The sequence below is a fragment of the Rubripirellula reticaptiva genome, assembly GCF_007860175.1.
In the GTDB taxonomy this organism is placed as follows: Bacteria; Planctomycetota; Planctomycetia; order Pirellulales; family Pirellulaceae; genus Rubripirellula; species Rubripirellula reticaptiva.
The window spans coordinates 925,459-952,072 of the sequence record NZ_SJPX01000002.1; the positions used below are offsets into that span (position 1 = coordinate 925,459).

Here is a 26,614-nt window from a genome sequence, read left to right on the forward strand (position 1 = left end):
CTGTACTTCCTTCCGCCCCGAATTCACACTGACTTACGGCTTCCCAAGAGAAAAATCGATGGCCAAAAAAGCAAACGGCAACTCAACTTCGAAGATGGTTTACTACTTCGGTAAAACCAAGACCGAAGGCAAAAACGTGCCCAAGAGCATCCTTGGCGGTAAAGGTGTCAACCTTGCCGAAATGACTCGGATCGGCCTTCCGGTTCCTCCCGGATTTACGATCACAACCGAGTGCTGTGATGCGTATTACAAGTCCGGCAAAAAGCTACCCGCCGGCTTGATGGATGACGTTAACACCGCCGTCAAAACGCTCGAAAAGGAACTCGGCAAGAAGTTTGGCGATGATGCGAACCCGTTGCTGGTCAGCGTTCGCAGCGGTGCTGCAGTCAGCATGCCCGGCATGATGAACACGATTCTGAACCTGGGACTCAACGACGCTGCTACCGAAGGTTTGGCAAAAGCCACCAAGAACGAACGATTTGCGTACGACGCTTATCGTCGTTTGATCAACATGTTCGGCGACGTTGTGATGGGCATGGACCACCACGCGTTCGAAGCAGCGTTCGACAAGGTCAAAAAGAAATACAAAGTCAGCGAGGACACTGAAGTCCCTGCCGAAGGCCTGAAGCAACTCTGCGAAGACTACAAGAGTCTTTACAAGAAGGTCAACGGAAGCGATTTCCCACAGGACCCGATCAAGCAACTTGAACTGTCGATCATGGCGGTTTTCGGTTCCTGGAACACCAGCCGCGCAGTTCGCTATCGCGAAATCGAAGGCATTCGTGGACTGCTTGGTACCGCCGTCAACGTCCAATCAATGGTCTATGGCAACATGGGCGACGATTCGGGAACGGGTGTTGCATTCACTCGCAACCCGAACACAGGCGAGAACAAGTTCTTTGGCGAATTCTTGATCAACGCACAGGGCGAAGACGTCGTCGCCGGTATTCGCACACCGCAGCCAGTTGCGGAAATGCCGAAGTGGAATCGCGCAGTCCACTCGGAACTGCTCGCGATCAAGAAGACACTCGAAGATCACTACAAGGAAATGCAGGACATCGAGTTCACGATTGAACGTGGCACGCTGTACATGCTGCAGACCCGAACCGGCAAACGCACCGGAGTCGCGGCGGTCAAGATCGCTTGCGACATGGTCAAAGAAAAGCTGATCGACGAAAAGGAAGCCGTCATGCGGGTTCCAGCAAACGACTTGACTCAGCTGTTGCTACCAAGCTTCAAGCCGACCGCTCGCAACGCTGCCGATGTGCTGTGCCGCGGCCTGCCAGCATCACCAGGTGCTGCGGTTGGCAAGTTGGTCTTCAGTGCCCCGGAAGCCCGTGAAGCTGCCGAAGCCGGCCTGAAGGTCATCTTGGTACGGAAAGAAACCAGCCCCGAAGACGTCGACGGCATGAACGCTGCGGCCGGCATTTTGACCAGCACGGGCGGCATGACCAGCCACGCAGCCGTTGTGGCTCGCGGTTGGGGCAAGTGCTGCGTCGCAGGTGCTGGCGAGATCGAGATCGATGAAAAGGGCAAGAAGATCAAGGTTGCCGGTCGTACATTCACTGGCAAAGACATCATCAGCCTGGACGGAACGACCGGCGAAGTGATGTCGGGCGAAGTCGAAACGCAAGAACCAAAGCTGTCGGGTGACTTCGCCAAATTGATGGCTTGGGCCGACGGTTTCCGGACTCTTGGCATTCGCACCAACGCCGATTCGCCAAACGACTCGAAACGAGCTCGCGAATTTGGCGCCGAAGGCATTGGCCTTTGCCGTACCGAGCACATGTTCTTTGAAGCTGACCGAATCATTCACATGCGTGCAATGATTTTGGCCGACAACGAAAAGGATCGTAAGGCAGCCCTCAAGAAACTGCTTCCTTTCCAACGCAAAGACTTCGAAGGCATCTTCAAGGCGATGGACGGATTGCCCGTCACGGTTCGCTTGCTTGACCCACCGCTGCACGAATTCTTGCCGCACGAACCGGAAGCTCAAAAAGCGATGGCTAAGGAGTTGGGCGTCAAGCCAGCCGACATCGTCAAGCGAGCCGAAGCATTGCACGAATCCAACCCGATGCTTGGTCACCGCGGTTGCCGTTTGAGCGTGACCTATCCCGAAATCCTTGAAATGCAAGTTCGTGCAATCGTCGAAGCGGCGATCTCCTGCTCGAACAAAAAGATCAAGGCTCAACCGGAAATCATGATCCCGCTGGTCGGCACCGAAGCCGAACTGTCGATGCTTCGCGCCAAGGTCGAAGAAACGATCAAGGACACCGTCGAAGCCAAGAAGTTCACCGGCAAGCTAGACATCTTGATCGGCACGATGATCGAAATCCCTCGCGCCGCTCTAACAGCGGACAAGATTGCCGAGCATGCTGACTTCTTCAGCTTCGGTACCAATGACCTGACGCAAATGACGTTTGGTTATAGCCGTGACGACATCAACACGTTCTTGCCCGACTACTTGTCGCAAGACATCCTGCATGTCGACCCGTTCCAGTCGCTCGATCAAAGCGGCGTTGGCCAATTGGTCGAAATGGGCGTTCAAAAGGGCCGTTCGACCAAGCCTAAGTTGAAGATTGGCATCTGTGGCGAACACGGTGGTGATCCGTCGTCGATTGACTTCTGTCACCGCGTCGGCTTGGACTACGTCAGCTGTAGCCCGTTCCGCGTGCCGATCGCTCGGTTGGCTGCTGCTCAGTCGGCACTGCGAAACAAGGGCAAGAAGTAGTTTCAATGCCACCCTTGGCAAACATGACTTGCCAAGTTGTAAAATAGTGGGAAGGGGCCCGCGGAAGTGTTCCGCGGGCCCCTTCTTTTTTACATGGCATGCAAGTTTGCGAAAGCCAAATCTCCCAATACCAAACCCGAGCTATCCGATGACCGATTCCTATACCAAGTACAACGAAGTCGAAAAGCTGATCGACGCTGAGCAGTTCGACGAAGCCATTGCCGGCCTCAACGAAATCATCACCGCTGATGACACCTTTGTGCTGGCCCATTTGGCGCTATCGCGAGCCTACACCAAAACCGGGCAACACAACCTGGCGATTGCTCACGGCGAAAAGGCATGCGAGCTTGAACCGACCGATTCGTTCAACTTCACCGCTCTGAGCGTGACTTACCAACGAGCCTGGGCCGGCACCCAAGTCCAGGAATACATCACCAAGGCGGAAGACGCGATGGCCAAGGCCCAAGCGATCTCACAGGGTTAATTCGCCACTAAGTTCGGGGGGGTACTAAGCGGCCGAAAGCAAAAATATTCGGTGGTTCCAGGCATCACCGTGCGGTAGTTTGCGACTTCATTGAAGGTACTGGCAGCTAGAACCCCAGACTTTTACATGGCTGTTACAAAGTTGGCCCATCAAGGCCAATGGTGTTTACACAATTTTCAGTACACTTTGGCCATCTTCAAGGCAAAGACCGCCCGGAAGCCAACTCTGTAAAGGAAATCAGCCAAATGGCGTCAGTGATCGAAACCCCAGCAAAGAATAAGAAATCGCGTCCTAGTGATGCTGCAACTGGCAAGGCCGCAGCCGATTCAGCGACAAAGACGCCTATCTGGGACCAACCCAATCTGGTTGAGCCAGTGGTGGACACCACCGCGGCTCCGAAAATTAGCAAGCATGCTCACCCAACAGTCGCCGAGCGAAAGCGTTTCAGCAACGTCAGCTACTGGGCCGTTGGTTGGCTCACGATGGCTCACTTGGTCGTTCTAGCCGCGCCGTTCTACTTCTCGTGGACCGGGTTGGCCATCATGGTCGTCGTGCACTGGATGACGGGCAGCCTTGGCATCTGCCTGGGCTTCCACCGTTTGCTGACACATACAGGGATGAAAGCCAAGCCTTGGGTTCGTTACACCTTTGCCGTTATCGGCACACTTGCCGGCGAAGGATCAGCACTCGACTGGGTTGCCGACCACCGCAAGCACCACGCATTCAGCGACCTCGAAGGGGACCCTCACTCGCCACATGACGGCAGCATCTGGAGCCACATTTTTTGGTTGGCTTTCCACACACACAACGGTGACCGGAAAGCATATCTGCAGCGATGGGTTCCTGACTTGTACAAAGAACGTGGCATGCGAATCTTGGACGTCATGTTCTTGCCTTTGCACATTTTGACGGGCGTCATCCTGTTCGCAGTCGGTTATTATGCATTCGGTCACAGCCTTTATATGGCGACATCGCTTGTCGTTTGGGGCATGTTCGTTCGCTTGGTCGGTGTGTTGCACTCAACTTGGTTGGTTAACAGCGCATCGCATATGTTCGGCTATCGCAACTACGAAACGACCGACGACAGTCGCAACAATTGGTTGGTCGCGATCCTGGCATACGGCGAAGGCTGGCACAACAATCACCATGCTTACCCTCGTATGGCCAAGCACGGTCACAAGTGGTGGGAATTCGACATCACTTGGCAAGCCATCCGATTGCTGCGAGCAACCGGCTTGGTCTGGGACGTGGTCGACTACAAGAACGCTGCCGAAAAGAAAGCCAAAGAAGCCGCCTTAGCAAGCTAGCCTGTTAATCTTGACGTGCATCAAAGACAAAACCCTGGTTGCGATCGAATCGCAGCCAGGGTTTTTTGATGCCGCGACGGAAATGAATGGTGCAGTACTAAACAGAGGAGATCCGTGAGGTTCACTACACCATCAGCCGAGTGACCGCGTTCGCTTTGACCAATTCACGAGGCTGGTTCAAGTGGTTGTAAACGATCGTTTCAGGTTGGATACCGAAACTGTGATAGATCGTTGCCAACAATTCGGCTGGGTGAACGGGATCCTCTAGTGGCGCCGACGCCGTCTTGTCACTCTTGCCGTGAACGTAGCCTCGTTTGACACCGGCACCCGCCATCACGGCGGTGTAGCAATAAGGCCAGTGATCGCGGCCGTCGTCACTGTTGTTGTTGCCGCTGGTGCTGACGCCACGTTGAGGACTGCGTCCAAATTCACCCACCGCCACGACCAACGTTTCTTCCAACATTCCGCGATCGTCCAAGTCCTTGATCAACGCCGAGAGACCGCTGTCGAGCATCGGTGCCGATTGATCCTTCATTCGTTTGCTAAGTCCGGTGTGGTGATCCCACGAGTGATTATCGCTGTTGGCGACCTTGGGCCAAATGACCTCGACGACTCGCGTCCCAGCCTCGACCAAGCGACGAGCCAGCAAGCAACTTTGCCCAAACGTGTTTCGGCCATACGCATCACGTGTCTCGTCCGATTCAGCCGCTAACTCGAACGCGTCACGGGCTCGGCCGGAAACGATTAGCGACAACGCACGATCATAGTATTGGTCCAGCTCAAACGACTCGACGGCGCGATTGATGTCGGGCATTTGTGCGTTCAACAAATCGCGAAGCTTGGCGCGACGCTGCAGGCGGACACTGAAGACTTCCGGACGCAGCTTCAAATCGTCAATTTTGATGCGGTCCATTTTCCCCATGTCCAAATCATCGCCACTGGGATACAGCGTGTAGGGATCAAAAGATTTACCCAAGAATCCAGCCGTACCGCCTTTCCCAATCACGTTGGATTCCTGCAGCGGACGTGGCAACATCACGAACGGCAACATTGGTTCATCGACGGGCTGCATCTTGACGATGTTGCTGCCGAAGTTGGGAAAGTCCTTGGGCGATGGCGGTTCAAGTTGCCCCGATGGGCTGACCTTATCAGTGGTGTACCCCGTCATCATTTGATAGATCGCGGCGGTGTGATTGAACAAACCGTTGGGCGTGTACGACATCGACCGGATCATGGTGAAGCGATCGTTGATCTGTGACAGCTTCGGCAAGTTTTCAGTGAACTTCACACCGGGAATCTTCGTGCTGATTGGCTTGAAAATGCTGGCGACGTTGTCAGGCACATTCTCTTTAGGATCCCACAGGTCCAAGTGGCTTGGTCCGCCCTGCAAGTACACCAGAATAATGCTTTTTGCCTTGCCCCATCCTGGCCCGCCGCCCACGATTCCTTCGGAAGCCGCCGCCGATTGCATCCGCAAGATATCGGGCAACGATAACCCCAGCATTCCGCAACCGCCGACACGCAAGAACGAACGCCGAGTCGGCGTCAAATGCGGATCGCAAAGGTCTTTGGCAGCGAAGCCTTTAAACGACAACATTCGAGGTCTCCATGATTTCAAAAGTATGCCCTGCCAGGCTCTGACGTGCCCTGACAGACTTAGGCAAGGTCAGTGGTTGAACAAGAACGCGGGACTATTGATCAGCGCCCACGTCAAATCTTCGGCGGCGGTTAAACGAAGGTTATCAAGCTGCTTAGCACTCTCGGCCGCATCCAAACGCAACTGGACAAGCGATGCAATGTCGGCCGTTGGCTTGGTTAGCTGAGCTTGGCGATCCTGCAGTAAAACAAGTTGTTTGTCAGGTGGAACCATGGCTTTCGCTGCCGCCAACGCATCTGCAAGTTTCTGAATTCCGGCGTCTGTCTTGGTCACATAGTTGGACAACAATGCTTGTGATTTGTCACTACGTTGGTCGGCTGGCGTTGCTAAGATCGCGGCAAACGATTCCGGTTGACCGAGCGGGATTTCACCCTCGGCCGTCGTGGCGCTAATTCGAAAACGCCCCAAACGATGATCGACGGCATTATGAAACTGATGCAATTCGAACTCGATCGAGCTTCCACCGGCATAGGAAATCGGCTCAGCCAATTTGAACGTGGCCCAGTGCGTCACGCCAAGTGAATTAGCCACCGCCCATCCGCTCTGGTCTTTCGTTTTGCCATCGAACGCTTTTTTGATATCGAAACCGTCTTGAGTAAAATCGGCGACGCCACTTTCGATTTTGACATCCACTTGCTTCTTAGCATCGCCCAACGGCCCCGCCTTGATCGTCAATTCAGTCAGCACAAAATTGCCGTTCGCTCCCAGACCAGGCCCGCCCGAGGGCAGGCTTGGTTCGGCGATCGCCTCGATCCGAAATCCGGTAATTCTGGAAAGCTTCGTATCTAATCCGACACGGTAAATCCCTTTCCCTTTTTCGCCGCTAGCGACCAATGATCGGTCGTCCTGAGGCGTCAAAACCGACTTATTTGTCGATGAAAATTTGGTCGCTGCTAGCGGATGCCATTCCACTAATGCATCAACCTGTTTGGCCCAATTGGCGACAATCTCATCAATCTTGGCACTTGCGACTTCGAATTTTTGCTGGGCAGTCTTGATTCGAGAGAGCCTTTCCGCTTCTAGTTTTTCCCGCTCGGGTTGCATCTCAACAATTCGTGCCTCGATTTTCGCAGCCGTTGCGGCCAGCTTTGATTCGCGAGCTTTTTCGAGTTCTGCTCGCTCGGTCGCCCAGCTCTTTTCCGCTAGCCCCAAACGCTGCATGATCATTTGGTGATCAGTTCCGATCAAAGACGTCGCCTGGTTGTAAGCCGCGAACTCGCTGTCTGTAGGCGTACGTCCGATTGCACGAATGAACAACTCCTTGACCAATTCGCGATCGTCGGGATGCGACTTGACCATCGAAGCAAGGTCATTCTTCGGATCGGCGATCGCCGAACCGATCGTAGGGCCGCTGATCAACGCCATGACCGGACCAAGCTGAAGCCCACTGCTGCGTTCACACTCGCACGCACTTTCACGACTGGGGCGACCAAGATTTTGCAGGAAACCATCGTTCAACTTAACGCCTGAATCGGAAAGGGCCGCCGCACGAGTACCAGCTGGTACACCAGGGATATCGGACACCGATCCGGTCAACGAATGAACGGAGTCGTAAATCACTTCCGCCGGCAGCCGGCGGGGCAGTGCGTGCGAATAGTTCAACCGATCGTCTTGGTTCATAGGGTTGACTGCTACATCCAACTGATACGTTCGGCTGTTGCAAATCGTCCGCAACATATGAGCGACGTCGAAATGGCTGTCCACAAATGTCTTCGACAAGTGATCCAACAGCTCTGGATTGGTAGGCGGATTACCAGCGCGAATGTCATCGATCGGTTCGATCAATCCGACGCCCAACAGGTATCCCCAAAGTCGATTGACATAGCTGCGTGCAAAGTACGGATTGTCAGAGTCCGTGATCCAATCAGACAACTGCATCCGGCGGGTCGAATCAGCTTTCGAATCATGCGGTACTTCGAAGGGGAAACCTGGCTCGACCGGCTTGCCAGTACGGGGATGCAACACATCGCCTGAGTCCTTGTCGACTACTTTTTCAAACAGCGGCGTCGCACCTTCAACCGCGGTGCCGCCAATCTTCCGCGCACCGGATGTAGGGTCGGGTTCCAGTCCGACATGAGCAAAGAACGCCGACATCTCGTAATACTGGTCTTGGGTCCATCGTTCAAACGGATGGTCATGGCATTTGTTGCAATTGAAACGGATACCTAAAAACAGATGCGTCGTGTTCTCCATCGTGTCTTCGGGCACACGCAGTGTCTTGAAGTACGATGCCGGTGGATTGTCGTTGTTAGATCCAGTTGCCGTTAACACTTCGGCGGCAAATTGGTCGTACGGCTTATTCGTCGCCACACTCTGGCGAATCCAGTCACGGAACTTCGTGCTACCTTCAACGCCCAAAAACTTTCGATTGACCTGCAGCAGGTCAGCCCACTTGTTGGTCCAGAAATCGATGTACGCTTCGCTTCCAATCAATTCGTCAACGATGCGTGCACGTTTGATTCGCGTTGGCGCGTTGTCGGCCATGAAGGCACGAAACTGATCGCTTGTTGGCGGCAATCCGGTCAAGTCCAAGTGAACGCGTCGCAAGTAAGTCGCGTCATCGCATAGACCGCTGCCCTGAACTTTAACACGCCGCCATTTCTCGACGACCAACTCGTCGATCCGACTCCACGTTTCCGGTGCCGAATCTTGATAGCCACTACGGTCACCCATCACCGTCAACGTCGTTGCCGCGTAGGCGCCTTCATAACGCGCCAAAATGGCTGCCTCGCCTCGCCGAACCGCCGACAACATTCCGGTCGCGCTGGATGTTGCGACTTCGGTATTGCCGCTTTCGATAAACGCTTCGCGAGTCACGTCGCGAGTCACACCGTCCGGATAGTGAGCAACGACTCGTACCTGTTGCTTGGCATCGGTGCGCTGCACGATTGGATTGATCGGGAAGACCTCGATGTGCGACACTTTTCGAGAGTCCAGATCCAGCTTGCTGCCATCGGCAATCCATCGTCGCAAGATGGTGTGATTGGGATCACCCGCCGTCATCAACGTGCCGCCTTGATGCGGCGTGGTGCCCAGCGGTTTGCGAAGCATCAACGACGCTTCGGGCGCAGCCGCATTGATGCGGCGAGCCGACAAGTCATCGGCCAAAGCACGCAGATCAAAGATCGGATCGTATCCACGAAGCGACAATCGGAATCCATTCTTGCCCTTTTGAGCGCCATGACACGTGCCACTGTTGCAGCCCAATCGGCTAAGGACTGGATTCACGTCACGGACATAGTCAACGGCTCCCAGCCCAGCATCATCACCGCTGATACCCGCTGCAGAGACCAAAACCGTTTTCGTGTTGTCACCGTAGCGAACCAAAAGCTCACCCGTTCCATCGCGAACCGGTCGCACCAACCCATCGGACGTCAACGTCACCCAATCCGGCACGCCGATGTCACAAACGCGTGTGATATCGGTTGCCGAACCATCCGGCGCAACTGCCGTGACAATTAACTGAGTGTAGTCATAAGCACCCGCCAACTGAATCTGATCGGGAGAGATCACAATCGATTCAATGCTGTCCGCGGGCGGTGGCGTTTCCTCGGCCGCTTTTTCGTGCCGCCTACTCACGACATCATTCCACACCTTCGCGTCAAAACGATCAGATGCATTGGCAAGCGTTGGCGTAACCTTGAACGGTGAATAAGTCGCTGCAACTTTGCCATCGGTCCCGACACGACGAATTTGGCCGTCCGTCGCAGTCACCAACAAAGACTGATCGGGTGCAAATGCGATCGCGTAAACGGCCGCTTCAGGAATCTCGACGCGAGCGATCTCCTTGATTTCTTTTTGGCGGCTTTCATTCACCAACTTGGTTTCTTCGACGCTGCGATCGGCGACTCCCTTTTCCAAGATCTTCTTGTGTTCGCTAGCGACCTTTCCATCAAAGTCATATTCCCAAACGCGAACCTCGCTGTGTCCGTCAATCGTGGCTGCGGCGGCCAATCGTGAAGCATCAGCACTGATTGCCACCGAAAAAATTCGCCCCGGCATTTTTGGCAGCGAGAGGATCAGGTTAGCGTCGTCGCCGATCTTTCGCGCAGTTTCGCGAAACACTCGGTACACCTTGGCGATCCCGTCGGCACCACCGATCAGAATTTCATCTCGCACCGGGTGAACCACCACACGACTTAGTCCTCCCGATAACGCGCCAGGCGTGATCGATGTGATGTTGTCCACAAACCGTTCAGTTTCGACTTCGGTTAGCTTGCATGACATATCACGGCCGACCGAAATCAGATGTTTGCCATCGGGCGTGAATCCCGTGTCGCGCACCCAATCATCATGGGCTCCCTGGAACAAAACGGCTTCACCTGTTGCCGCATCGACGGCGCGGACAACATTGTCACAGGCTCCGAAAGCGATCTTCGATCCGTCCGGTGACCAACTGGCTCCACTGATCGCGTCGTAAGTGATCGGATGAGACAACAGCAGTTGTTTTGATCCGACGTCCCACACCTGCAATTCGCCCCGCACCGCAGGATCGCCACCCGCCGCAGCGATACGTTTTCCATCCGGTGAAAAACGAACCGAATTGATACGCGGACTCATTCCAATCAATCGCGACACCACATCGCCGCTCTCTCCATCGATCAAAACGACTTCGTGGTACCCGGCAACGGCGATTAGCTTCCCATCAGGCGACACATCGATCGATGGCATCGCCGGCGGGGCAGCATAAATCGGTGGGTTTTCGCTGCTGTAGGGTATCGCATCATTTTCCGATAAATCGTTTCGCGCGCCTTCAGATATCCACTGAGTGATTGTGTCGATTTCGACCTGACTAAGCGGCTCAAAAGGTTCGTCAGGCATCTCGGCGTGACCATCGACAATCTTGATCTGATCAATCAAATAGCTTTCGTCTGGTCTGCCTGGCACGACCGCAGTATTGCCCGTTTCGCCGCCGGCGATCAACGAAACAAAGTCCGTCATCACATACGATCCGAGTTGCTTGGCGTTCTGGTGACATCCCAGACAGGCACGACTAAAGATCGGCTCGATATCGCGTTCATAACTGACAGGTGCCGCAGCAGCTTCAGCGGGGACCACCTCACTGGCATGGGCAACCGAGATCGTACACGCCGCCAACAGGCAAAGCGTCGGGCCCAGCCTTCGTCGAATGATCAGGCGCATCAAAAAATTCTCCTGCGGACGAGGTAGCAATCCGACAATTCGAAAGCGACCTGAGTACCGAGCGTTTTCAGGCCGTCTGCCCAAGAAGGGGCGGGTGGGGGCGAGCAACGCGACCAAAGTCGCGCTATTTCACTGTCGCAAAGTCTAATGGGGACAAGGCCCCCGGTCAATCATTACGACCAGTCGCCAAGTCAGATGCTACGATACGGAGATTAGAGCGTTTCCTCATCTCGTCTCGTCATTGGCTGCAAGAACACAGCCCAGCAAGAACACAGGAACAATTTGTGATGGAACTTCGGATGATGATTTTGGCCTTTGTCGGGTTGCTTTCCGGAGCACTAGCCAACCACATCATCTACACGTTTGCGTACTTTGATCCTCGCCCTATCTCACCTTGGAATGCTGTCCACGACCAAGCACCGCCGCGTAAGCCGTCTGACCGCATCCCGTTTTTGGGTTGGTTCGGTCTTCGCCGCGAATCCGACGTCCACGGCCGTGGGTTTTGGGTGCGGCCGCTGCTGATCGAACTGGCAATGGCGATTGCACTGCCGGCTCTCTATTGGTTCGAGGCTCAATCCGGCGGACTGTTGCCCTTCGAAGCCAGATTCCCACAATCGGTTGCGAGTTTTGAACCATGGGCCAGCAAGATGTTCATCTCGCATGCCATTCTCTTGACGCTGATGGTTGCAGCCACGTTCATCGATTTTGACGAGAAAACGATTCCGGACATCATCACGATTCCGGGAACCTGGATCGGGCTGATCGCCGGCGCGATCTCGCTAAACATCTTTTTGCCAACCGCAATTCCAGTTGGTGGTGCTGCGGAGACATTGAAAGCGACCACGTTTGATTCCCCCTGGTTCCTGGCAAACGGCCCTTGGATGGGGATCAGCGGACTTCGTGCAGGGATAGCGATCTGGTCGGTGTGGTGCTTTGCGCTTGCCGATCGCCGCTGGAATGGTTTGCTGCTGAAACGTCGTGGATTCTCGCGAGCGATTCAGCATTTTACCGCCGGCCTTTTTCGAGACGGACTTTGGAAAGTTTTGGTTGCCATGTGGATCGCCGGAACCATCGCGATCAGCGTCGTTTGGAACATTGGCGGCGATCACTGGCTGGGCCTGTTTTCATCGCTTGTAGGATTAGCCGCCGGCGGCGGTGTCGTCTGGGCGATTCGTATCATTGCGTCGGCGGCAATGAACGTGGAAGCCATGGGATTTGGCGATGTCACGCTGATGGCAATGGTCGGCGCGTTCATCGGATGGCAAGGCGCGATCTCGGCGTTCTTTCTGGCTCCGTTCGCCGCCATCGTGATTGTGCTGATTCAATACGTGATCACACGTGACCCGCAGGTGCCGTTTGGCCCCTATCTGTGCGCGGGAACGATGCTGACGGTCTTGAATTGGGATCGTGTCTACAACCGTTGGCTAGCCGTCAATTTAAACATGATCGGCCCCATGTTGTTGTGGATATGTATCGCAATGCTAGGATTGATGGGTATCATGCTGTTCGTTTGGCGCCACATAAAAATGCGTTTGTTTCATGGCGAATGAATATCGCCATGCGCAATTTGTAGCGATCTCTCTAAGACACCATCCGCGGGGTCATTGGACGCCTGTTGTTTTGACGCAATGGACTTGCCGCTAGGCCCATCTATCAACTGTCACCAAGTCTCTATCGATCATCATGACTGAATCCACAACTACAGTTCTTGTTACTGGCGCAGCCGGATTCATCGGCTCTCATATTGTGCGGGGCATTTTGGAAGACAAACGTTATGAAGATTTTAAAATCATCGCGTTTGACGATCTTTCGGGTGGATTCAAGGACAACCTACCAGTCCATGAAAGAGTTTCGTTTATCCATGGCGATGTTTCCAACGTAGATGATGTTGCGGGATTATTTTCAAACCAACAGATCCGCTATGTATTTCATTTGGCAGCTTACGCAGCTGAAGGGCTAAGCCATTTCATTCGTCGCTTCAATTACCGAAACAACCTTATCGGAAGCGTCAATTTGATCAACGAATCGGTTAACGCCGGCGTCCAACATTTCGTTTTCACCAGCTCCATTGCCGTTTATGGCAAGGGGCAAGTTCCGATGACAGAAGCAACCAATCCGCATCCAGAAGATCCCTATGGCATCGCCAAGCTTGCGGTCGAACTGGACCTTAAGTCCGCCGCAGATATGTTTGGGCTAAAGTCAACGGTGTTTCGCCCTCACAATGTTTACGGCGAATATCAAAACATTGGTGATCGATATCGCAACGTCGTAGGGATATTCATAAACCGGATGATGCAGGGATTGCCGCTACCTGTTTTTGGTGATGGTTCGCAGCAGCGTGCCTTTACGTACATTGCTGATATCATCACCCCCATGCTATCAGCGCCTTTTATCAAAGAGGCCGAAGGCGAGGTTTTCAACATCGGCGCTAGCGCACCAGTCAGCGTCCGCGAACTCGCAAACGTTGTCGCGCAAGAATTCAAAGGCAAACCTGACATCGAATTCCTGCCGGCTCGAAACGAAGTCCACCTTGCCTATTCGGACCACAGTAAAGCCGACCGTGTATTCGGTAAGTCCGAAGAAACTCCGCTTGTGATTGGGATTCGACAAATGGCAGATTGGGCCAAGCAAGCTGGGGATCGAACAAGTGCGACTTTCGAAAATATCGAAATTGACCAAGGCCTGCCGCCCAGCTGGCGATCACATCACGGCAAGTGAAACGCTGCGATCGTCAGGACGTTGCCGCCAACTCGAGGAGCCGATCTCTCAAAATTGGATAGTTGGCGAGAATCGAGTATTTTTCCTGAACGGTCCGCCGCCCACGTAGTCCCATTTGATTACGCATGGATGGGTCGGAAAGCATCTTTAAGAGCGCCGATTGCCACTCCTCGGTCGTCTGGGCAGTAAATCCGTTTTGCTGATTATCAATGATTTCGGAATTCACGCCCACGGGTGCGGCGATCGCTGGCACCCCAACCGCCAAGTACTGAATCAACTTCAAACCGCACTTATAGATGTCCCATTCCTGGTTAGCGAACAACGGCATTAGCCCAACGTCCATTTGCTGAATCTGTTGCACCTCTCCGCTCGGGTCCCATCGCTGATGCACCAGATTGACGCCGCTAAGGTTGATTTCCGAAAGTGGCGAAATATCAGGAACAATGACTCGCAATTCAAACGGGACCTTGCCTGCGACCTCGCGCAACGCCTCAGAGGGGACTTGCAAGTACTTTAGATTCCCTGTCGTTCCGATCCATCCAACCACAGGCACCTCGTTTACAGACGGAAGCGGACGCTGCTCGTAGTCGTCCAAATCGACGCAGGTTGGAATATGAAGCAATTGGTCATTGAGTGGTCGGACACGATCCATCAAGAAGTGATTTCCACAAATGACGAGGTCTGCCATCTTCATCAAGCAATCAAACTTTTCGGGACAACGCAGAAAAATTGCGTCGTCAATGTCGACAACCATTTTTCCGCAGGCTTCACGGAAACGCTCTTCCATTTCCAAAGACTGATTATCGAAAATTTCACGATCGATAAAAACGATGTCGAAAGCAGATAGTTTTGCACGCACCCAGTGCCACCAACGAACGCTTCGTTTGAGTAATTGACTGGGCCGAAACCCCATCCATGGGAAATAGTCGTACTTTTGGGGGAAGCTATTGGCGCAATAACAACGGTGCCCGTCCGCCTGGAAATGACGCAGGTACGGAAGGATGCGAAACCTTGCCGATGGGACGGTTGCGCCGGACGACAAAAACAAGATATTCACTTCGGTAGATCCCTGATGAATGTTTGATTGCTTGATGTATTTGCGATGATCGTCAATCGCCCGCCCTGCCTCAAAAATGCGAGCGTCTGAGCAACGGGAGCCAAAATCAATTGAACAATAAACCTCGGCGAGTCTGGATAACGCATGATTCGTTGCCCCAAATTTTCGGTTAGTCGAAAACGCTTCAAAACAATTCCTAGGCTACCAAATAAGTTAAGTACATTTCGCTGATGAATTATCTGGACATCGGTGTATCCATTATCCAGCAACAGCTTCTTCATTCGCTTTGGATCAAAATAGTGCAAATGCCGAGGTGGTTCCCAAACGTACCAATACTTTCGAAACACCTTTGATTCCCAACAGCCTGCGTTGGGAACACTAATCAGCAGTTGACCACCAGGGCGAAGAAGCTTGTTAAACACGCGCAGGGTTTTGACAGGATCGATGATGTGCTCCAGCACCATCCAAGCACAAATGGCATCGAATGAATGTGGCGGAAAACCGATATCATCAAGCACACCGGTGTGTACTTCAAATCCACTATCGCGTGCCTTTTGTGACGCGACCACGCTTGGTTCAATCCCGACCACTTGCCAACCTGCGGCAGCAAGCTTTCCTAAATAGGCGCCGGTAGAGCAACCCAGCTCTAAAACTCGATGCCCAGAGCTCTCTGACAAACGTGGCATCGGTTGACCGCGGTCGTCCATCAACCAATAGTAAAATGGCTGCAACCCAGGAATACGCTTCAGCGGCAGATAACGAAAATACCACGGGGTTTTGTGATCGTTATCGCATTCATTTTCATGCGGGGCTGGAGTTTGATGCGGCCCGTACTCCGAAGGATAACAGCGATGAAGCGTGGCAGCTGTCGGCCGCGGGTTTAAATACAAATGGCAACAACTATGGCAGCGGCAAACGACATAAACGCCCGGAATTTGAAAAAGGTAGTCAACCGTTTCGACGACTTTACGGTAGTCTCGGCTATTGCAAATCGGACAATCGACGAGCTCTAGCTCGGGAGGCTGCAGTAATGTCATCGACTCGATCGAAAGAACTGGCGAATCATATTGTCAAGCAACTTTGCTTGACCGTGTACTTTAGGTCGTCGCATACTGCCAACGAACAAACGGTAAGTCGCGACAGTGTCCCACACAATGGTTGAAAGTTGAAAGATGGTCTCCCGAGGGGCTGAATTTCCTTTTGGCAACTTTCGATCAAACCGCACGCTAGATCCTTGCGGATCGATAACTAGCAGACCAGCAAGTGATTAGCGGTTGGGCAATGGTCGAGAGGAGACGGTCAGGTATGATCGTACTCGTTTGCCTCACTCTCTGTTTGTAGCGTTGTTGTTCGATGCCCCGCATATTTTTGCCAAACACCAACATACTTAGAAAATTGTCGGAACGGCTTCACCTAGACCGTTCACTGGCTTTTGTTCTTTTGAACAAAGTCTGGCAAGTGCTAGCGGGGCCGATCACGATCGCTCTGATCATTGTTAACTTCTCACTCCAGGACCAGGGTGTCTATTCGGCCATTATCGGCATCATTGGAATTCAGTCCCTGTTCGAACTTGGACTGCTAAATGTCCTGATCGGGCAAGCCGGTCACGAATTGCCACATTTTTCCGGAGACGGAACGAGCGATTCAGACGTACAGAATGAGTCGATGAAAAGGATGGCTGAGCTGATCCGCTATTCTCGCCGCTGGTTCGCGATCGCAAGTATCTTGTTCGTGGCCTTGGCATTTGCCATCGGATGGATCACTTTCCAACGAGGGAACGCCGACGGTTGGCAATGGCCACTCGCGTTCGTGATTCCATTGTCAGCTATCACGGTCTTTCTGTCACCTTCAATCGCCATTTTGGAGGGCGCGGGTTTTCGAGCAGAAGTGTACCGCAACAGGCTGTTTCAGATGATCACCGGCAGCCTCGTCGTGTGGCTGGGCCTGACGCTGGGGTTCAAGCTTTGGGTACTGGTTCTCTCGGCGACCGTCCAGGTCGGATGGATGGCATACCTAACGCATTGGCGGCACGCTTCGTTTTTCCAACAATTCTTGGTCGTGAAGCAGCGACCATTCAATTTTTCGTGGCGATATGATGTCGCTCCGATTCAGTGGAGAAGCGCGATCGTCAGCATCGTGTTCTACATCGCAACCGGTTTGTTCACCGTGATCGTAATCAATTTTCACTCGGCGACCGAAGCTGCGCCGTTGGGAATGACTCTAACGGTTACCTCCGCAATCCAGATGCTGGCATTGGCCTGGATCCAAACAAAGTACCCCTTGGTGGCGGCTATGCATGGTGCCAGACGCCGCGAAGAAGCGGGAACGCTATGGCGACAGATTAGTGTTACATCAACCGCACTGTTAGTCACCGGACTGGGGACACTCACTGCGCTGATCGCTTTACTGCCGATCGCGGAAACTTGGACTTCGGTCGCTCTGGTGCCACGATTCTTGTCGGTCACTCAAGTTGTCATGCTTGGTGTTGGCTGCGTCTTGACCCACGCAATTGCCATCCAAGGGTTCTACGTTTTGTCACGCCGGTCCAGCCCGCTGATCGGTGCCAGCGTCCTTGGCTATGGAACAGTAGCAGTAGCCGTTTGGTTGGGAGGATACTATGGCGGGACGAACGGACTATTGGTCGGTTACGCAACCGCAATGCTGATCGTCGCGTTTCCCATTCACACCTTCGCGTATCTGAAATTTAGATCCGCCCAACCTGATCAGACTTCCCGAGCATAGATAGGATTCCAACGGATTCGCCATCCGGCTTCCGTCGCGGTGGTTTCACTGTCATTGGTCTCGGGTGCGTTCAGCACCGGTGGAAGCAGTTCTTCGGCGTCGGATGGATCATCTTGATAGGGATCTTCCATCGGCACACGTTCGACCGATTGCAAACGCGACTTGGGTTGATCGCTGAATGACTTCGGTGACTCCAAAACCGAGTTGCCTGAATCATCGGGCTGCACGACAACGGGCGACGGATCGATGATGACACGACTGGTACTGTACGGCACTGAATTGACGGATGGCGAGAACGATGAGTAACCGCTGACAATCGCAGGACTAAACGGATCGTAGTACGAGATCGGCATTTTTTGCACCACTTGACGCGGCACCATGACGGTTTCGTTATACGGAACATAAACCTGTTTTTGGACGGGCTTGCGAACTGTTTGCACGACCGCTTCTTGTTCGTAGTACTGAACTTGAACAGGCTCTTTGCGAGTTTCGTAAACCATCCGCGTCGATTGGACGGGAACTTTACGCACTTGTTCTTCGGTCACCCATTTTTGTTCTTGGACAGGAACCTTGCGTGTCAAAGTTTCCGTGACTGGACGTTGAACGACGAATGGAACCTTTCGAACTTCGGTCGTTGCCACCATGCGAGTCGTTTGCACGGGGACGTTCTGCGTCACTACGTTTGTTTCCATACGAGTCGTTTGGACAGGAACGCGTTGGCTAACGACTTCTTGTTGCATGCGTTGAACTTGCACCGGTACTTGGACCGTTTGAGTCTCGGGCACGTACGAAGTGTTCGCAACTTGTTGGGTGATGTAGTTTGGCCGATAAGAATATTGAGTCTGCACCGACGGTGGTGTGACCTGGGGCACGACTGCGTAGGCACCACGGACGCGAGCGAAGATGCCCAGCGGACCGGGTGTTGCGTACGCATTGGGAACGTACGCCAAACCGTTTTGAACGGTACCCGGTGTCACGACTTGTTGGGCAACGTAGCCACCGGCGTCATAGGTCTGGTTTTGCATCGTCGTGACCGGTCGCATCGACGTGTACTGTTGCGACTGGTACTGGGTTTCAACAACCGGGCGTTGCACCGTGTACTGTTGATCGACGTACGACGTTTCCGTCACGGGACGCTGGACCGAATACTGTTGTTGATAGTACTGAGTCTCGACAACCGGACGGTACGTGGTGTATTGCTCTTCACGTTCCGATGTTTCGTTGACGTAACGAGTCTGTTGGATGGTCTCGTCACGGTAGGACGTTTCGACCACCGGCTTCCAAACCGTGAAACGCTCTTCGCGGAAACTGGTTTCAACAACCGGCTTGGCGACTTTGTATTCGCGTTCTTCGGTGCGAGTCTTCAGCACCGGCCGGTAACTGGTCACTTGCTCGTCAACGTATTCAGTTTCATACGACAAACGAAAACGTTGGACAGTCTGTGGTTCCATCACAGTTTCGCATTGCAGCCGATACGAAGGCTCGAAACAACAAGCATCTTGGCCGTTCACATTTCCGGCGGCAGTCAGCACAAATGCCAGCGAAGGCACGGCGACCATGCCAAGTCGGCCGGTTGCAAAACGAGTGATGGCGGCAAAGTCGAAGGGGTAGCGACGAATCATAATTGACTTGCGAATCGGTGTACAAAGGTTTCCAAAGATGGATCGCGTGGACCCGATTTGCGCGCGTTGGCTGCATTCGAATCCACTCTTTCAAGAGTACGCAAGGCTTGAGCAAAATGTAGAGGAAACCCGCGAAAAACGTCGTTTTTGCTGTTTTGGGGCCCGTCAAAATTAGCCAATCCCCCCTGCCTGTTTATTTATCGATACGGATGTTGCATTTTCGCAACGCTGGACATCTTGCGTGACCGACAAAGTCAACGACGCCCGCCAGCCCCCCCATCGCGATTTCACGACGACGGCAGCGGATCAAGATGAGGGTCGAGGCCAAGACCTCGCAAAGTGACAGCCAAATTGGCTTCTGCGACTGCCAACCGCCGTCGATCGGATCGGTGCATTCGCGTCACAACCGCCTGCGCTCGAGCCAAGCGTCGTCTCAGCCACGACAGATCCGGCGCTGCGCGTTTCCCGGCGTCGGCAGCTTGCCGCTGGATTTCGTCCGCTTTGGCGCGGCCAAACGCCTGCCACAGAATCGCGTCTTCGGCGCCGCCAAAAATTCGCGAACTGCCGGGATCGCCTTGCCGCGCACCGCGTCCGATCAGTTGTCGGTCAATTCGGGTGGATGCGTGTGGCTCGCTGACGATGACGTGCAATCCCCCCGCCGAACGGACTTCGTCCGACAGAGCAATATCGGTTCCCCGACCGGCTAGGTTGGTTGCGATCGTGACCCGTCCGGCCTGGCCAGCCTCGGCCACGATCATGGCTTCTGATTCAAGATTCCGAGCCGTCAACAATTGATGAGTTATACCGGCGGCATCGAAATGTTCGCTCAAGGTTACTGATTGCTCAATGGTCCGCGTGCCAATCAGCACCGCGCGGCCAGCACCCACAACTTCAACCGTCTCTCGGGCGATCGCGCTGCGTTTTTCATCGGAACTTGCAAAGCAACACACGGGCCAAACATCACGCCGTGATAATCGCTCCGGTGCAACCCGATGTACGGCAAGGTCATACACATTTCGCAACTCTTGTCGATCTTCCCAAGCTGTCGCCGTCAAACCACAAAGGTGTCTGAACTTTGCAACAAAATCTTGAACGGCGATGCGAGCGACGGGGTCGCTTGGCGGCGTAAGCGTCAGTCCCTCGCGTGCTTCGATCGCTTGTTGCAATCCAGCGTTAAAAGTTCGGTTGGTTGATTTGCGTCCCGTGTATTCGTCGACCAATTTGATTCTGCGATCGTCAACCACGTAGTGCACATCAGGCAAGATCGACCCAGCCACCAGAATGGCAATCTCGACCGTATGCAAGATCTCGGTTGTCGTGAGCGTTCGCATCGACGCAGGCATCGGGCGACACAATGCGGACTTCCGCCCCGCAGCGGTCAACGCGGCCAGCCCAGCCTGATGATCAAAGACGAAATCCGAGTCCGGAACCAATTCATTGGCAACACAGGCGGACCACCGAATACTGGCTTCGACCGATCGGTCGACCGAGGTGTGAGGCTCGGAGATGACCATCGGCGTACGAGCCTCGTCAATCAGCAAACTGTCGGCTTCGTCCAAGATCAAGACGTCTCCGTCAAACGACGTTTCACGCACGTTTGACGTTAAATGACGTTGCTGGAGTTCCGAACGCAGGAAATCGAATCCGAAGGAACGAATCGTTCCGTAGGTCACGTCGGCCGAATACGCGGCCGCCCGTTCGGTGGACGACAAGTTGCCCACGACCGCCGAAACACTGATGCCAAGTTCTTGATAAACCGGTCGCATCCAATCGGCATCGCGCGCCGCCAAATAATCGTTGGCCGTTGCTATCCAGACGCGGCGACCGCGGCGAACAAACGCGACCGCAGGCAGCACAGTCGCCAGCGTTTTCCCCTCGCCGGTTGGCATCTCGACAATTGATCGAGACATCATGTGGTGCCCGGCGGAAATCTGCGACAGCCGAATCGTCACGTCAAGATGTGACTCCGCGGCACGCGATACTTCCTCGATGATTGACTCGGGAACTCTTGGCGATTCAGATCCGTGACCGATCACGGGACTACAGCAACAGCAACGAGAATCCACCGATCGCCGCCATCTCGGCAAGCGCAGCACGACTGTCTAGTGGAAACGGGTTCCAATCGATCGAATAGGACTGGCATGTCTGGCAATCGCCTCCGCGTGCGACCGGACAATCCGGGCGCTGCTTGGTCATGTGATAGGGAAGCATCATTGTATTTGACAGAAACCGGAATCCAGAAATTGCATTTTGAAAAACTCCATAACTCTGGCCACACCGTTCTAGATTCGCTTGCTCGAAGTACAGCGGTCGATGCTGGAAACACTCGGTGTAGCGGTTCGGGCGAGGCACCCCCAATCCGGTCCCCGTGACATAGACCCCAGCTTGTTCAGCCCGATCAAAGGAGGCAGCAGCCAAGTCTTCGGGAACTCTCGCTGATCGATCGTTACTCGATAGTCGGATTGAACTCAACGGCTTTCTTAGCCGCGAAAGCGGATCTGTCTTTGAACGACTCGGTAAATCGTCTGTGTCTTCAGAATCTTCGCCGGCCGATTCCTTACCCGATTCGTCAAGACCGGAACCGCCGTCGTTTTCGGTGTATTTGCTTTTCAACAGATCGGCCGTCGAAATCGCATTAACGTCGTCATCGCTTCGTGACTCGCGACGCTCCTTGTCGTTTTTACCGTCTGTCTCGGGGCCTCGCTCTAGCATTTCACGTAGTGATAGTTCGCCGTCGTCCATCGGCGATCGAAGATCCATCGAATCATCCAAGATCGGCGACTGCCCGTCCGCCACCCCGCTTCCCAGTCCGGCGCCCAGCCAGACGAGTCCGCAAATCGAGGCCAACAGGAGGCGGCATTCCGGCTTGAAATCGATTGGGAACAGACGCGTCACGGCGATCGCCTTTTCGAATAAAGATTGTCGAGGAAGGGTCGACGAATGCTTGACTCGAAATTGCAGCCAAGATTCACAGCTCGATGGCAGACGGCGAATGACCGACAATGAACCATCTCTCCTCCTTCATTTCGACTCCATACGTCTAGGCTGGCCAACAGAATCCGGATTCTCGGCACCACCGACTCAACCGGTACGCTTTGCCTCATTTGCCAAGTCAAAACGGGGGGCTTCCGTGACGTCAAATTGAAATTCCAAAGGCGAAATCGGAGGAAAATTCGGGGCATTCGACTAGGATGAACGACTCCTTTGGCCGTCTTTTCGCGTACGAAACTCCTCTACCAATTCGCAATCTCATGCACCGCCGCGAATTCCGTCTGACACTCTTCAAACGATGGCGTTGGCCGCTGCGCAAACCAAAGTCTGGTGTCGTGCCAATTCGTCAGACCCGGCTGGCTCGGCCCATGTTCGGCCAACTCGAACCCCGCTTGGTGTTGAACGCGACAGCTGAATTGACGGCATTGGGCGAATTGTTAATCACCGGCACCGATGCAGCCGAAACGGTTTCGCTGTCGATCGATACTAGCGGTGGTCTGCAGCTTCACGATGGTGCCAACGAAGCCATCGAGATCGCCAACCACCCCGGCGTCTCGACCACTCCCCTGAATCCTAACCTGGTCACTTCGGGCAAGATTCGGTTTGATCTTGGTGGTGGCGACGACCGAATTGATTTGCAAATCCCGAGCGACCTTAGCATCGAAATTGTCGCGAGTGACGGCTTCGACTCTACCGAAATTTCCAGCGTCGATCCTTTGTCGGCGACCTCGAATCGCTCAATCGAGATTGAATCGGAAACAATCACGGTCGGACACCCGAATTCGCAAACAGTCATCGACTTAGGCATGGGCCGATTGAACCTGAACGGCCAGTTGGTCGTTGCCGGCGACGTAACGTTTGTCAGTTCAACTAACATAGATTTTTCTAACGCAATCGTCACTGCAGACCAGCCGAACGCGATTCTGCGTTTCGCGATTAACGACGCCGATTTAACGTTGGGAACTTTTGATGCCTCGGGCGGACAGGCGGTAAACGATGTCCAGATTGCGTCGGCATCGTCCGTCCAGTTTGGAGCCGCGGCGAACGATTCGACTTCATTCACGATTTTCGGCAATCTGTCGGTGCGTGACATTAGCGACGACGTCCGAATCAACTCGGCTATCAAATCCGACTCGGTCTTGATTTCGACGGAAGGCGATCTGTTTGTTGATCAATCCATCAACACATTCGGTGGCAACGTTGACTTGATTTCACAGGACACGCTGTCGATCACAGATCATGTGTCGACCGCATCGCCGGATCGTTTCGGGTCCATTCGATTGACCGCCAACTTGAATCAACTGTCCGATGCAACACTGACTAGTTCCGGCGGAACGATCACTGTGTCCGGTCAGGTCGCTGTTGATGGACAAGTGCTAGTCGATTCTGGCAATCAACAATCCGCGGATTTGGGTGGCCGAATTTTGTTTCTTGACTCGATCGTGTCATCCGACGGAGAAAACGATTCGCTGGTTTTGGATTCACGCGGTGTCCGAGTTGGCGGCACCGTTCGGTTGCAAGGCGACGTCGGTCGAACGGATGCTGTGCCCAACGGCAGCGACCTGTCCTCGTTAAGCATCGATGCGGGAACGGACACCGGACAAATTGAAACCCAATCGATCAGCGTGACGGGCGGCGATTTAAAACTGTCGGCGGATTCGATTCGCATGATCGGCGGCATCTATCAGACTCGCGAGAGTGGTGACATCGTGATCGACGGACGACTACGTCTGCCGATCGGCTTGTCACAAATCACTTCGGCAAGCAACACGACATTCACGGGTCAAGTGGTCGGTCAATCGCTGACAGAAAAGTTCACGGTCTCGGGATCTAGAGATGTACATTTCCAAGACTCGATCAGCATTGTCAAAGACGTCCAAGTCACCACTGGAAACCTGCTAACCGTTGACGGACCGATCCTCATCAGCGGCGACCTCGATCTATCAGCAGATACGATTCACCTAGTCGGCGATGTTGACACAACGGTCGACAACGCCAACGGTAAAGTATCGCTAAAGTCGTTGACGCTCGTGGACGTCGATGGCTCAATCTTTGTTGGCACCGGCGTCATCCATGTTGATGGCGGTGGTGGCACCATTGATACGACAGCGGCGCGACTTCAAAGCGATTCGGCGCTGAATGCGATCACGTTTGAAAACGCTAGCCGAGTCAAGCTCGGCGATACAATCGCAGTCGAAGGACGATTGGTGCTAGGTGTCGACAAGAACATTCGTGGTCGCATTGACCAGGCACCGGGAACATTTGTGACCGTCAATCGTTTGCAGACCAGCAATACGGGCGAGATCGAATTAACCAACATGCAAAACGACTTCATCACCTTGGAAAACATTGATTTCGACGGCAGTGTCCGGATTTTCGACTCCGTGGGGACAGTACGATTGGTCGATATTCGTTCGGCAAACGGCGGCATCTTCATCACAGCCAACCACGACATTTTTGCGGAACAAGTTGAATCCCTGGAAACCGGCCCGATCGAATTGCGAGCCCAAGGCGACGTGCACATCAACGGAGAATTAAAGACGGCGAACGGCCAAATATTGATTGAGGCGGGCGGATCGATCACAGTCGTCGACCTTAGCGTTGACGATGACAACGAAGCGCGAACATCCGATCCCGAACTGATCGCCGGCGGCGAACTAGGACGAATCGAATTGGTGGCGACTGAGTCAATCACATTGTCCGACGACGTTCAATTGCAGGCATCGAAGATCACCCAGTTGTTCGCAGCACCGCAAACCTCGCTGGGTCAGTCAACGCCCATCGTGACGTCCATCGTCGATGCTGACCGAGCGGTGTTGATCGACGCTCCAACGCTGGTGATCGGTGAAGGCGTGCAGATCGATACGGGGATGGATCAAGGAACCGCGAGACTATTCTCGCCGCGCCCGATTGATACCGACGAACAACTAGCGGGAGTCGAAATCGATGCCAACGGATTGGCGACGAATCCTTTCGCGTTTTATGATCCGAATTCGATCACCGTCAATATTTTAGAACAGGCATTGGTGAACGATGCCACAGGCATTTTGTCGTTTGACATCGGACAAACGGGCGAACGGGGACTAACGGTGGACATTGACTGGGGTGCGGAGACTCGCCGTTTTCAACAGATCGATGGGCTGTCGGCCGATGCCAATACCTTCGTCGGCGTGACGTTGAACGGGCAACCCATCAACCCAACCACGGCATCCGGATCGGGATCGATCACTGTACAGCACTTCTACGACTCGCAAGACGACATCCTCGGCAGCACGTTGAACGGACGCGCCGCGGCGACCGCACCGCTTGAAGTTCGGTTTGCCGTCCGGCATCACGAATCGATTTTCGTTCGCACGGAAACAGTAACTCAAAGTGGAGTTGCGAACCTGATTGCTGGCGGTATCGGATCGTCGACCGACGATCCGACCACATCGGTTTTAGATTCAGGGCAAGCCAGTTTCATCATTCCCAGCCTGACAATTCCCGTCGCATTCTTCCCTGTTCGTGACGTGATTCCCGAACTTGAAACGCCAACCTTCATCGGTCGCGCCGAAACATCGGTGGCGTTAACCTCAACCAGCCTCGAAACCACTGAATCCACAACCGCCTCGACAGCAAGCCGTGAAGAATTCTTCCAACTTCGAGCCCTTTCACCAAACCCCAACGGGAGCGATCTGGTCGCGCCGAAAAAGCTTCCCGATGACATCTTGGACGGTGATAAGATCCAAGAACTATTCGCCGAACTTCCCGACGGTGCCTATGAAATCGAATACGTTTTGGGTGACGGAAACGAACGCTCGATTTTGAAAGTTGACGTTCGCGATGGCGAAGCCACGCTGCCCGAAACCGAACTCGACGAAGGTGAATTGAGGTTAAAACGATTGGACTCGATCCAGTCCGAACAAGACACCGGCAATGCCCCAGCCGACGCGATCGAGAGCAACAATCCGTCGCCATCTCAGACCCCAGAATTTTCGACGGTCCGATCTGGCCTGGAAAGCGATAACGATGCATCCCAGGTCGTCATTGCTAGCGCCGCAATGGGTGCCACGATCATTTCTACCACGCCGATTCTCCGCCGTCGCCGGCGACAAATCGATGACGATTCTAAACGCCTGAAACGTTGGCACCGCTTCGCAGAAAATCGGACTGAGTGAGTGCAA

At 53.9% G+C, this 26,614-nt stretch carries 15 protein-coding genes; 8 read left to right on the forward strand and 7 right to left on the reverse strand.

Annotation, left to right across the window (positions count from 1 at the left end; all coding sequences use genetic code 11):
- Positions 1-58: 58 nt before the first annotated feature.
- The 3 genes from ppdK to Poly59_RS09705 all read left to right on the forward strand — a co-directional run bounded on the left by ppdK (position 59) and on the right by Poly59_RS09705 (position 4,522).
- Positions 59-2,731 carry a pyruvate, phosphate dikinase gene (gene ppdK / locus Poly59_RS09695; RefSeq protein WP_146533860.1) on the forward strand — a complete coding sequence of 891 codons (2,673 nt, stop codon included), beginning with the start codon at positions 59-61 and terminating at the stop codon, positions 2,729-2,731.
- 148 nt (positions 2,732-2,879) lie between these two features.
- Positions 2,880-3,215, forward strand: a complete 336-nt coding sequence (locus tag Poly59_RS09700) for a scaffolding protein (RefSeq protein ID WP_146533861.1) — start codon at positions 2,880-2,882, stop codon at positions 3,213-3,215.
- 245 nt (positions 3,216-3,460) lie between these two features.
- Positions 3,461-4,522, forward strand: a complete 1,062-nt coding sequence (locus Poly59_RS09705; RefSeq protein ID WP_146533862.1) for an acyl-CoA desaturase — start codon at positions 3,461-3,463, stop codon at positions 4,520-4,522.
- 124 nt (positions 4,523-4,646) lie between these two features.
- Here Poly59_RS09705 and Poly59_RS09710 read toward each other — a convergent pair whose 3' ends face one another.
- Positions 4,647-6,119 (reverse strand): DUF1501 domain-containing protein, encoded by a 1,473-nt coding sequence (locus tag Poly59_RS09710; RefSeq protein WP_146533863.1) that lies wholly within the window; start codon positions 6,117-6,119, stop codon positions 4,647-4,649.
- A gap of 69 nt (positions 6,120-6,188) precedes the next feature.
- Positions 6,189-11,321, reverse strand: coding sequence for a DUF1549 domain-containing protein (locus Poly59_RS09715; RefSeq protein ID WP_146533864.1), 5,133 nt, complete (start codon positions 11,319-11,321; stop codon positions 6,189-6,191).
- Between the two features lie 287 nt (positions 11,322-11,608).
- On the opposite strand from Poly59_RS09715, the gene Poly59_RS09720 reads away from it, so the two are divergent.
- Complete coding sequence (locus Poly59_RS09720; protein WP_146533865.1) at positions 11,609-12,871, forward strand: prepilin peptidase; 1,263 nt, start codon at positions 11,609-11,611, stop codon at positions 12,869-12,871.
- A gap of 133 nt (positions 12,872-13,004) precedes the next feature.
- Positions 13,005-14,039, forward strand: a complete 1,035-nt coding sequence (locus Poly59_RS09725) for an NAD-dependent epimerase/dehydratase family protein (RefSeq protein WP_146533866.1) — start codon at positions 13,005-13,007, stop codon at positions 14,037-14,039.
- Between the two features lie 13 nt (positions 14,040-14,052).
- On the opposite strand, the gene Poly59_RS09730 is transcribed toward Poly59_RS09725, so the two are convergent.
- Together Poly59_RS09730 and Poly59_RS09735 are read right to left on the reverse strand one after the other, a co-directional pair.
- Positions 14,053-15,096: a glycosyltransferase gene (locus Poly59_RS09730; protein ID WP_146533867.1), complete on the reverse strand. Its 1,044-nt coding sequence runs from the start codon at positions 15,094-15,096 to the stop codon at positions 14,053-14,055.
- The gene (locus Poly59_RS09735; protein WP_186776126.1) at positions 15,093-15,782 is read right to left on the reverse strand and encodes a class I SAM-dependent methyltransferase; all 690 of its coding nucleotides are present in this window, start codon (positions 15,780-15,782) and stop codon (positions 15,093-15,095) included. Before Poly59_RS09735 ends, Poly59_RS09730 begins: the two co-directional genes overlap by 4 nt.
- Before the next feature lie 35 nt (positions 15,783-15,817).
- Between Poly59_RS09735 and Poly59_RS29315 the strand changes: the two genes are divergently transcribed.
- Both Poly59_RS29315 and Poly59_RS09740 read left to right on the forward strand, forming a co-directional pair.
- Positions 15,818-16,258 (forward strand): hypothetical protein, encoded by a 441-nt coding sequence (locus tag Poly59_RS29315; protein WP_222436072.1) that lies wholly within the window; start codon positions 15,818-15,820, stop codon positions 16,256-16,258.
- Positions 16,259-16,536: 278 nt separating this feature from the next.
- On the forward strand, positions 16,537-17,838 hold the full coding sequence (locus Poly59_RS09740; RefSeq protein WP_146533869.1) for a hypothetical protein: 1,302 nt from the start codon (positions 16,537-16,539) through the stop codon (positions 17,836-17,838).
- Here the strand turns inward: Poly59_RS09740 and Poly59_RS09745 are convergent.
- The 3 genes from Poly59_RS09745 to Poly59_RS09755 form a co-directional block, all read right to left on the reverse strand.
- Positions 17,820-19,460, reverse strand: a complete 1,641-nt coding sequence (locus Poly59_RS09745) for a hypothetical protein (RefSeq protein ID WP_146533870.1) — start codon at positions 19,458-19,460, stop codon at positions 17,820-17,822. The genes Poly59_RS09740 and Poly59_RS09745 overlap by 19 nt on opposite strands.
- Positions 19,461-19,747: 287 nt before the next feature.
- On the reverse strand, positions 19,748-21,496 hold the full coding sequence (locus Poly59_RS09750; RefSeq protein WP_186776128.1) for a preprotein translocase subunit SecA: 1,749 nt from the start codon (positions 21,494-21,496) through the stop codon (positions 19,748-19,750).
- A 4-nt stretch (positions 21,497-21,500) separates the two neighbouring features.
- Positions 21,501-22,355 (reverse strand): hypothetical protein, encoded by an 855-nt coding sequence (locus tag Poly59_RS09755; RefSeq protein WP_146533872.1) that lies wholly within the window; start codon positions 22,353-22,355, stop codon positions 21,501-21,503.
- 356 nt (positions 22,356-22,711) lie between these two features.
- Here Poly59_RS09755 and Poly59_RS09760 point away from each other — a divergent pair, with 356 nt between their 5' ends.
- Positions 22,712-26,608 (forward strand): hypothetical protein, encoded by a 3,897-nt coding sequence (locus tag Poly59_RS09760; RefSeq protein WP_186776129.1) that lies wholly within the window; start codon positions 22,712-22,714, stop codon positions 26,606-26,608.
- The last annotated feature ends 6 nt before the right edge of the window (positions 26,609-26,614 follow it).

Bases quoted from the DNA above. Each gene is read 5' to 3' on its own strand.
- Poly59_RS09745 (WP_146533870.1), bottom strand. From the start codon at position 19,460: ATGATTCGTCGCTACCCCTTCGACTTTGCCGCCATCACTCGTTTTGCA.
- Poly59_RS09760 (WP_186776129.1), top strand. From the start codon at position 22,712: ATGCACCGCCGCGAATTCCGTCTGACACTCTTCAAACGATGGCGTTGG.
- ppdK (WP_146533860.1), top strand. From the start codon at position 59: ATGGCCAAAAAAGCAAACGGCAACTCAACTTCGAAGATGGTTTACTAC.
- Poly59_RS09705 (WP_146533862.1), top strand. From the start codon at position 3,461: ATGGCGTCAGTGATCGAAACCCCAGCAAAGAATAAGAAATCGCGTCCT.
- Poly59_RS09720 (WP_146533865.1), top strand. From the start codon at position 11,609: ATGGAACTTCGGATGATGATTTTGGCCTTTGTCGGGTTGCTTTCCGGA.
- Poly59_RS09700 (WP_146533861.1), top strand. From the start codon at position 2,880: ATGACCGATTCCTATACCAAGTACAACGAAGTCGAAAAGCTGATCGAC.
- Poly59_RS09715 (WP_146533864.1), bottom strand. From the start codon at position 11,321: ATGCGCCTGATCATTCGACGAAGGCTGGGCCCGACGCTTTGCCTGTTG.
- Poly59_RS09735 (WP_186776126.1), bottom strand. From the start codon at position 15,782: ATGCCACGTTTGTCAGAGAGCTCTGGGCATCGAGTTTTAGAGCTGGGT.
- Poly59_RS09710 (WP_146533863.1), bottom strand. From the start codon at position 6,119: ATGTTGTCGTTTAAAGGCTTCGCTGCCAAAGACCTTTGCGATCCGCAT.
- Poly59_RS09725 (WP_146533866.1), top strand. From the start codon at position 13,005: ATGACTGAATCCACAACTACAGTTCTTGTTACTGGCGCAGCCGGATTC.
- Poly59_RS29315 (WP_222436072.1), top strand. From the start codon at position 15,818: ATGGCTGCAACCCAGGAATACGCTTCAGCGGCAGATAACGAAAATACC.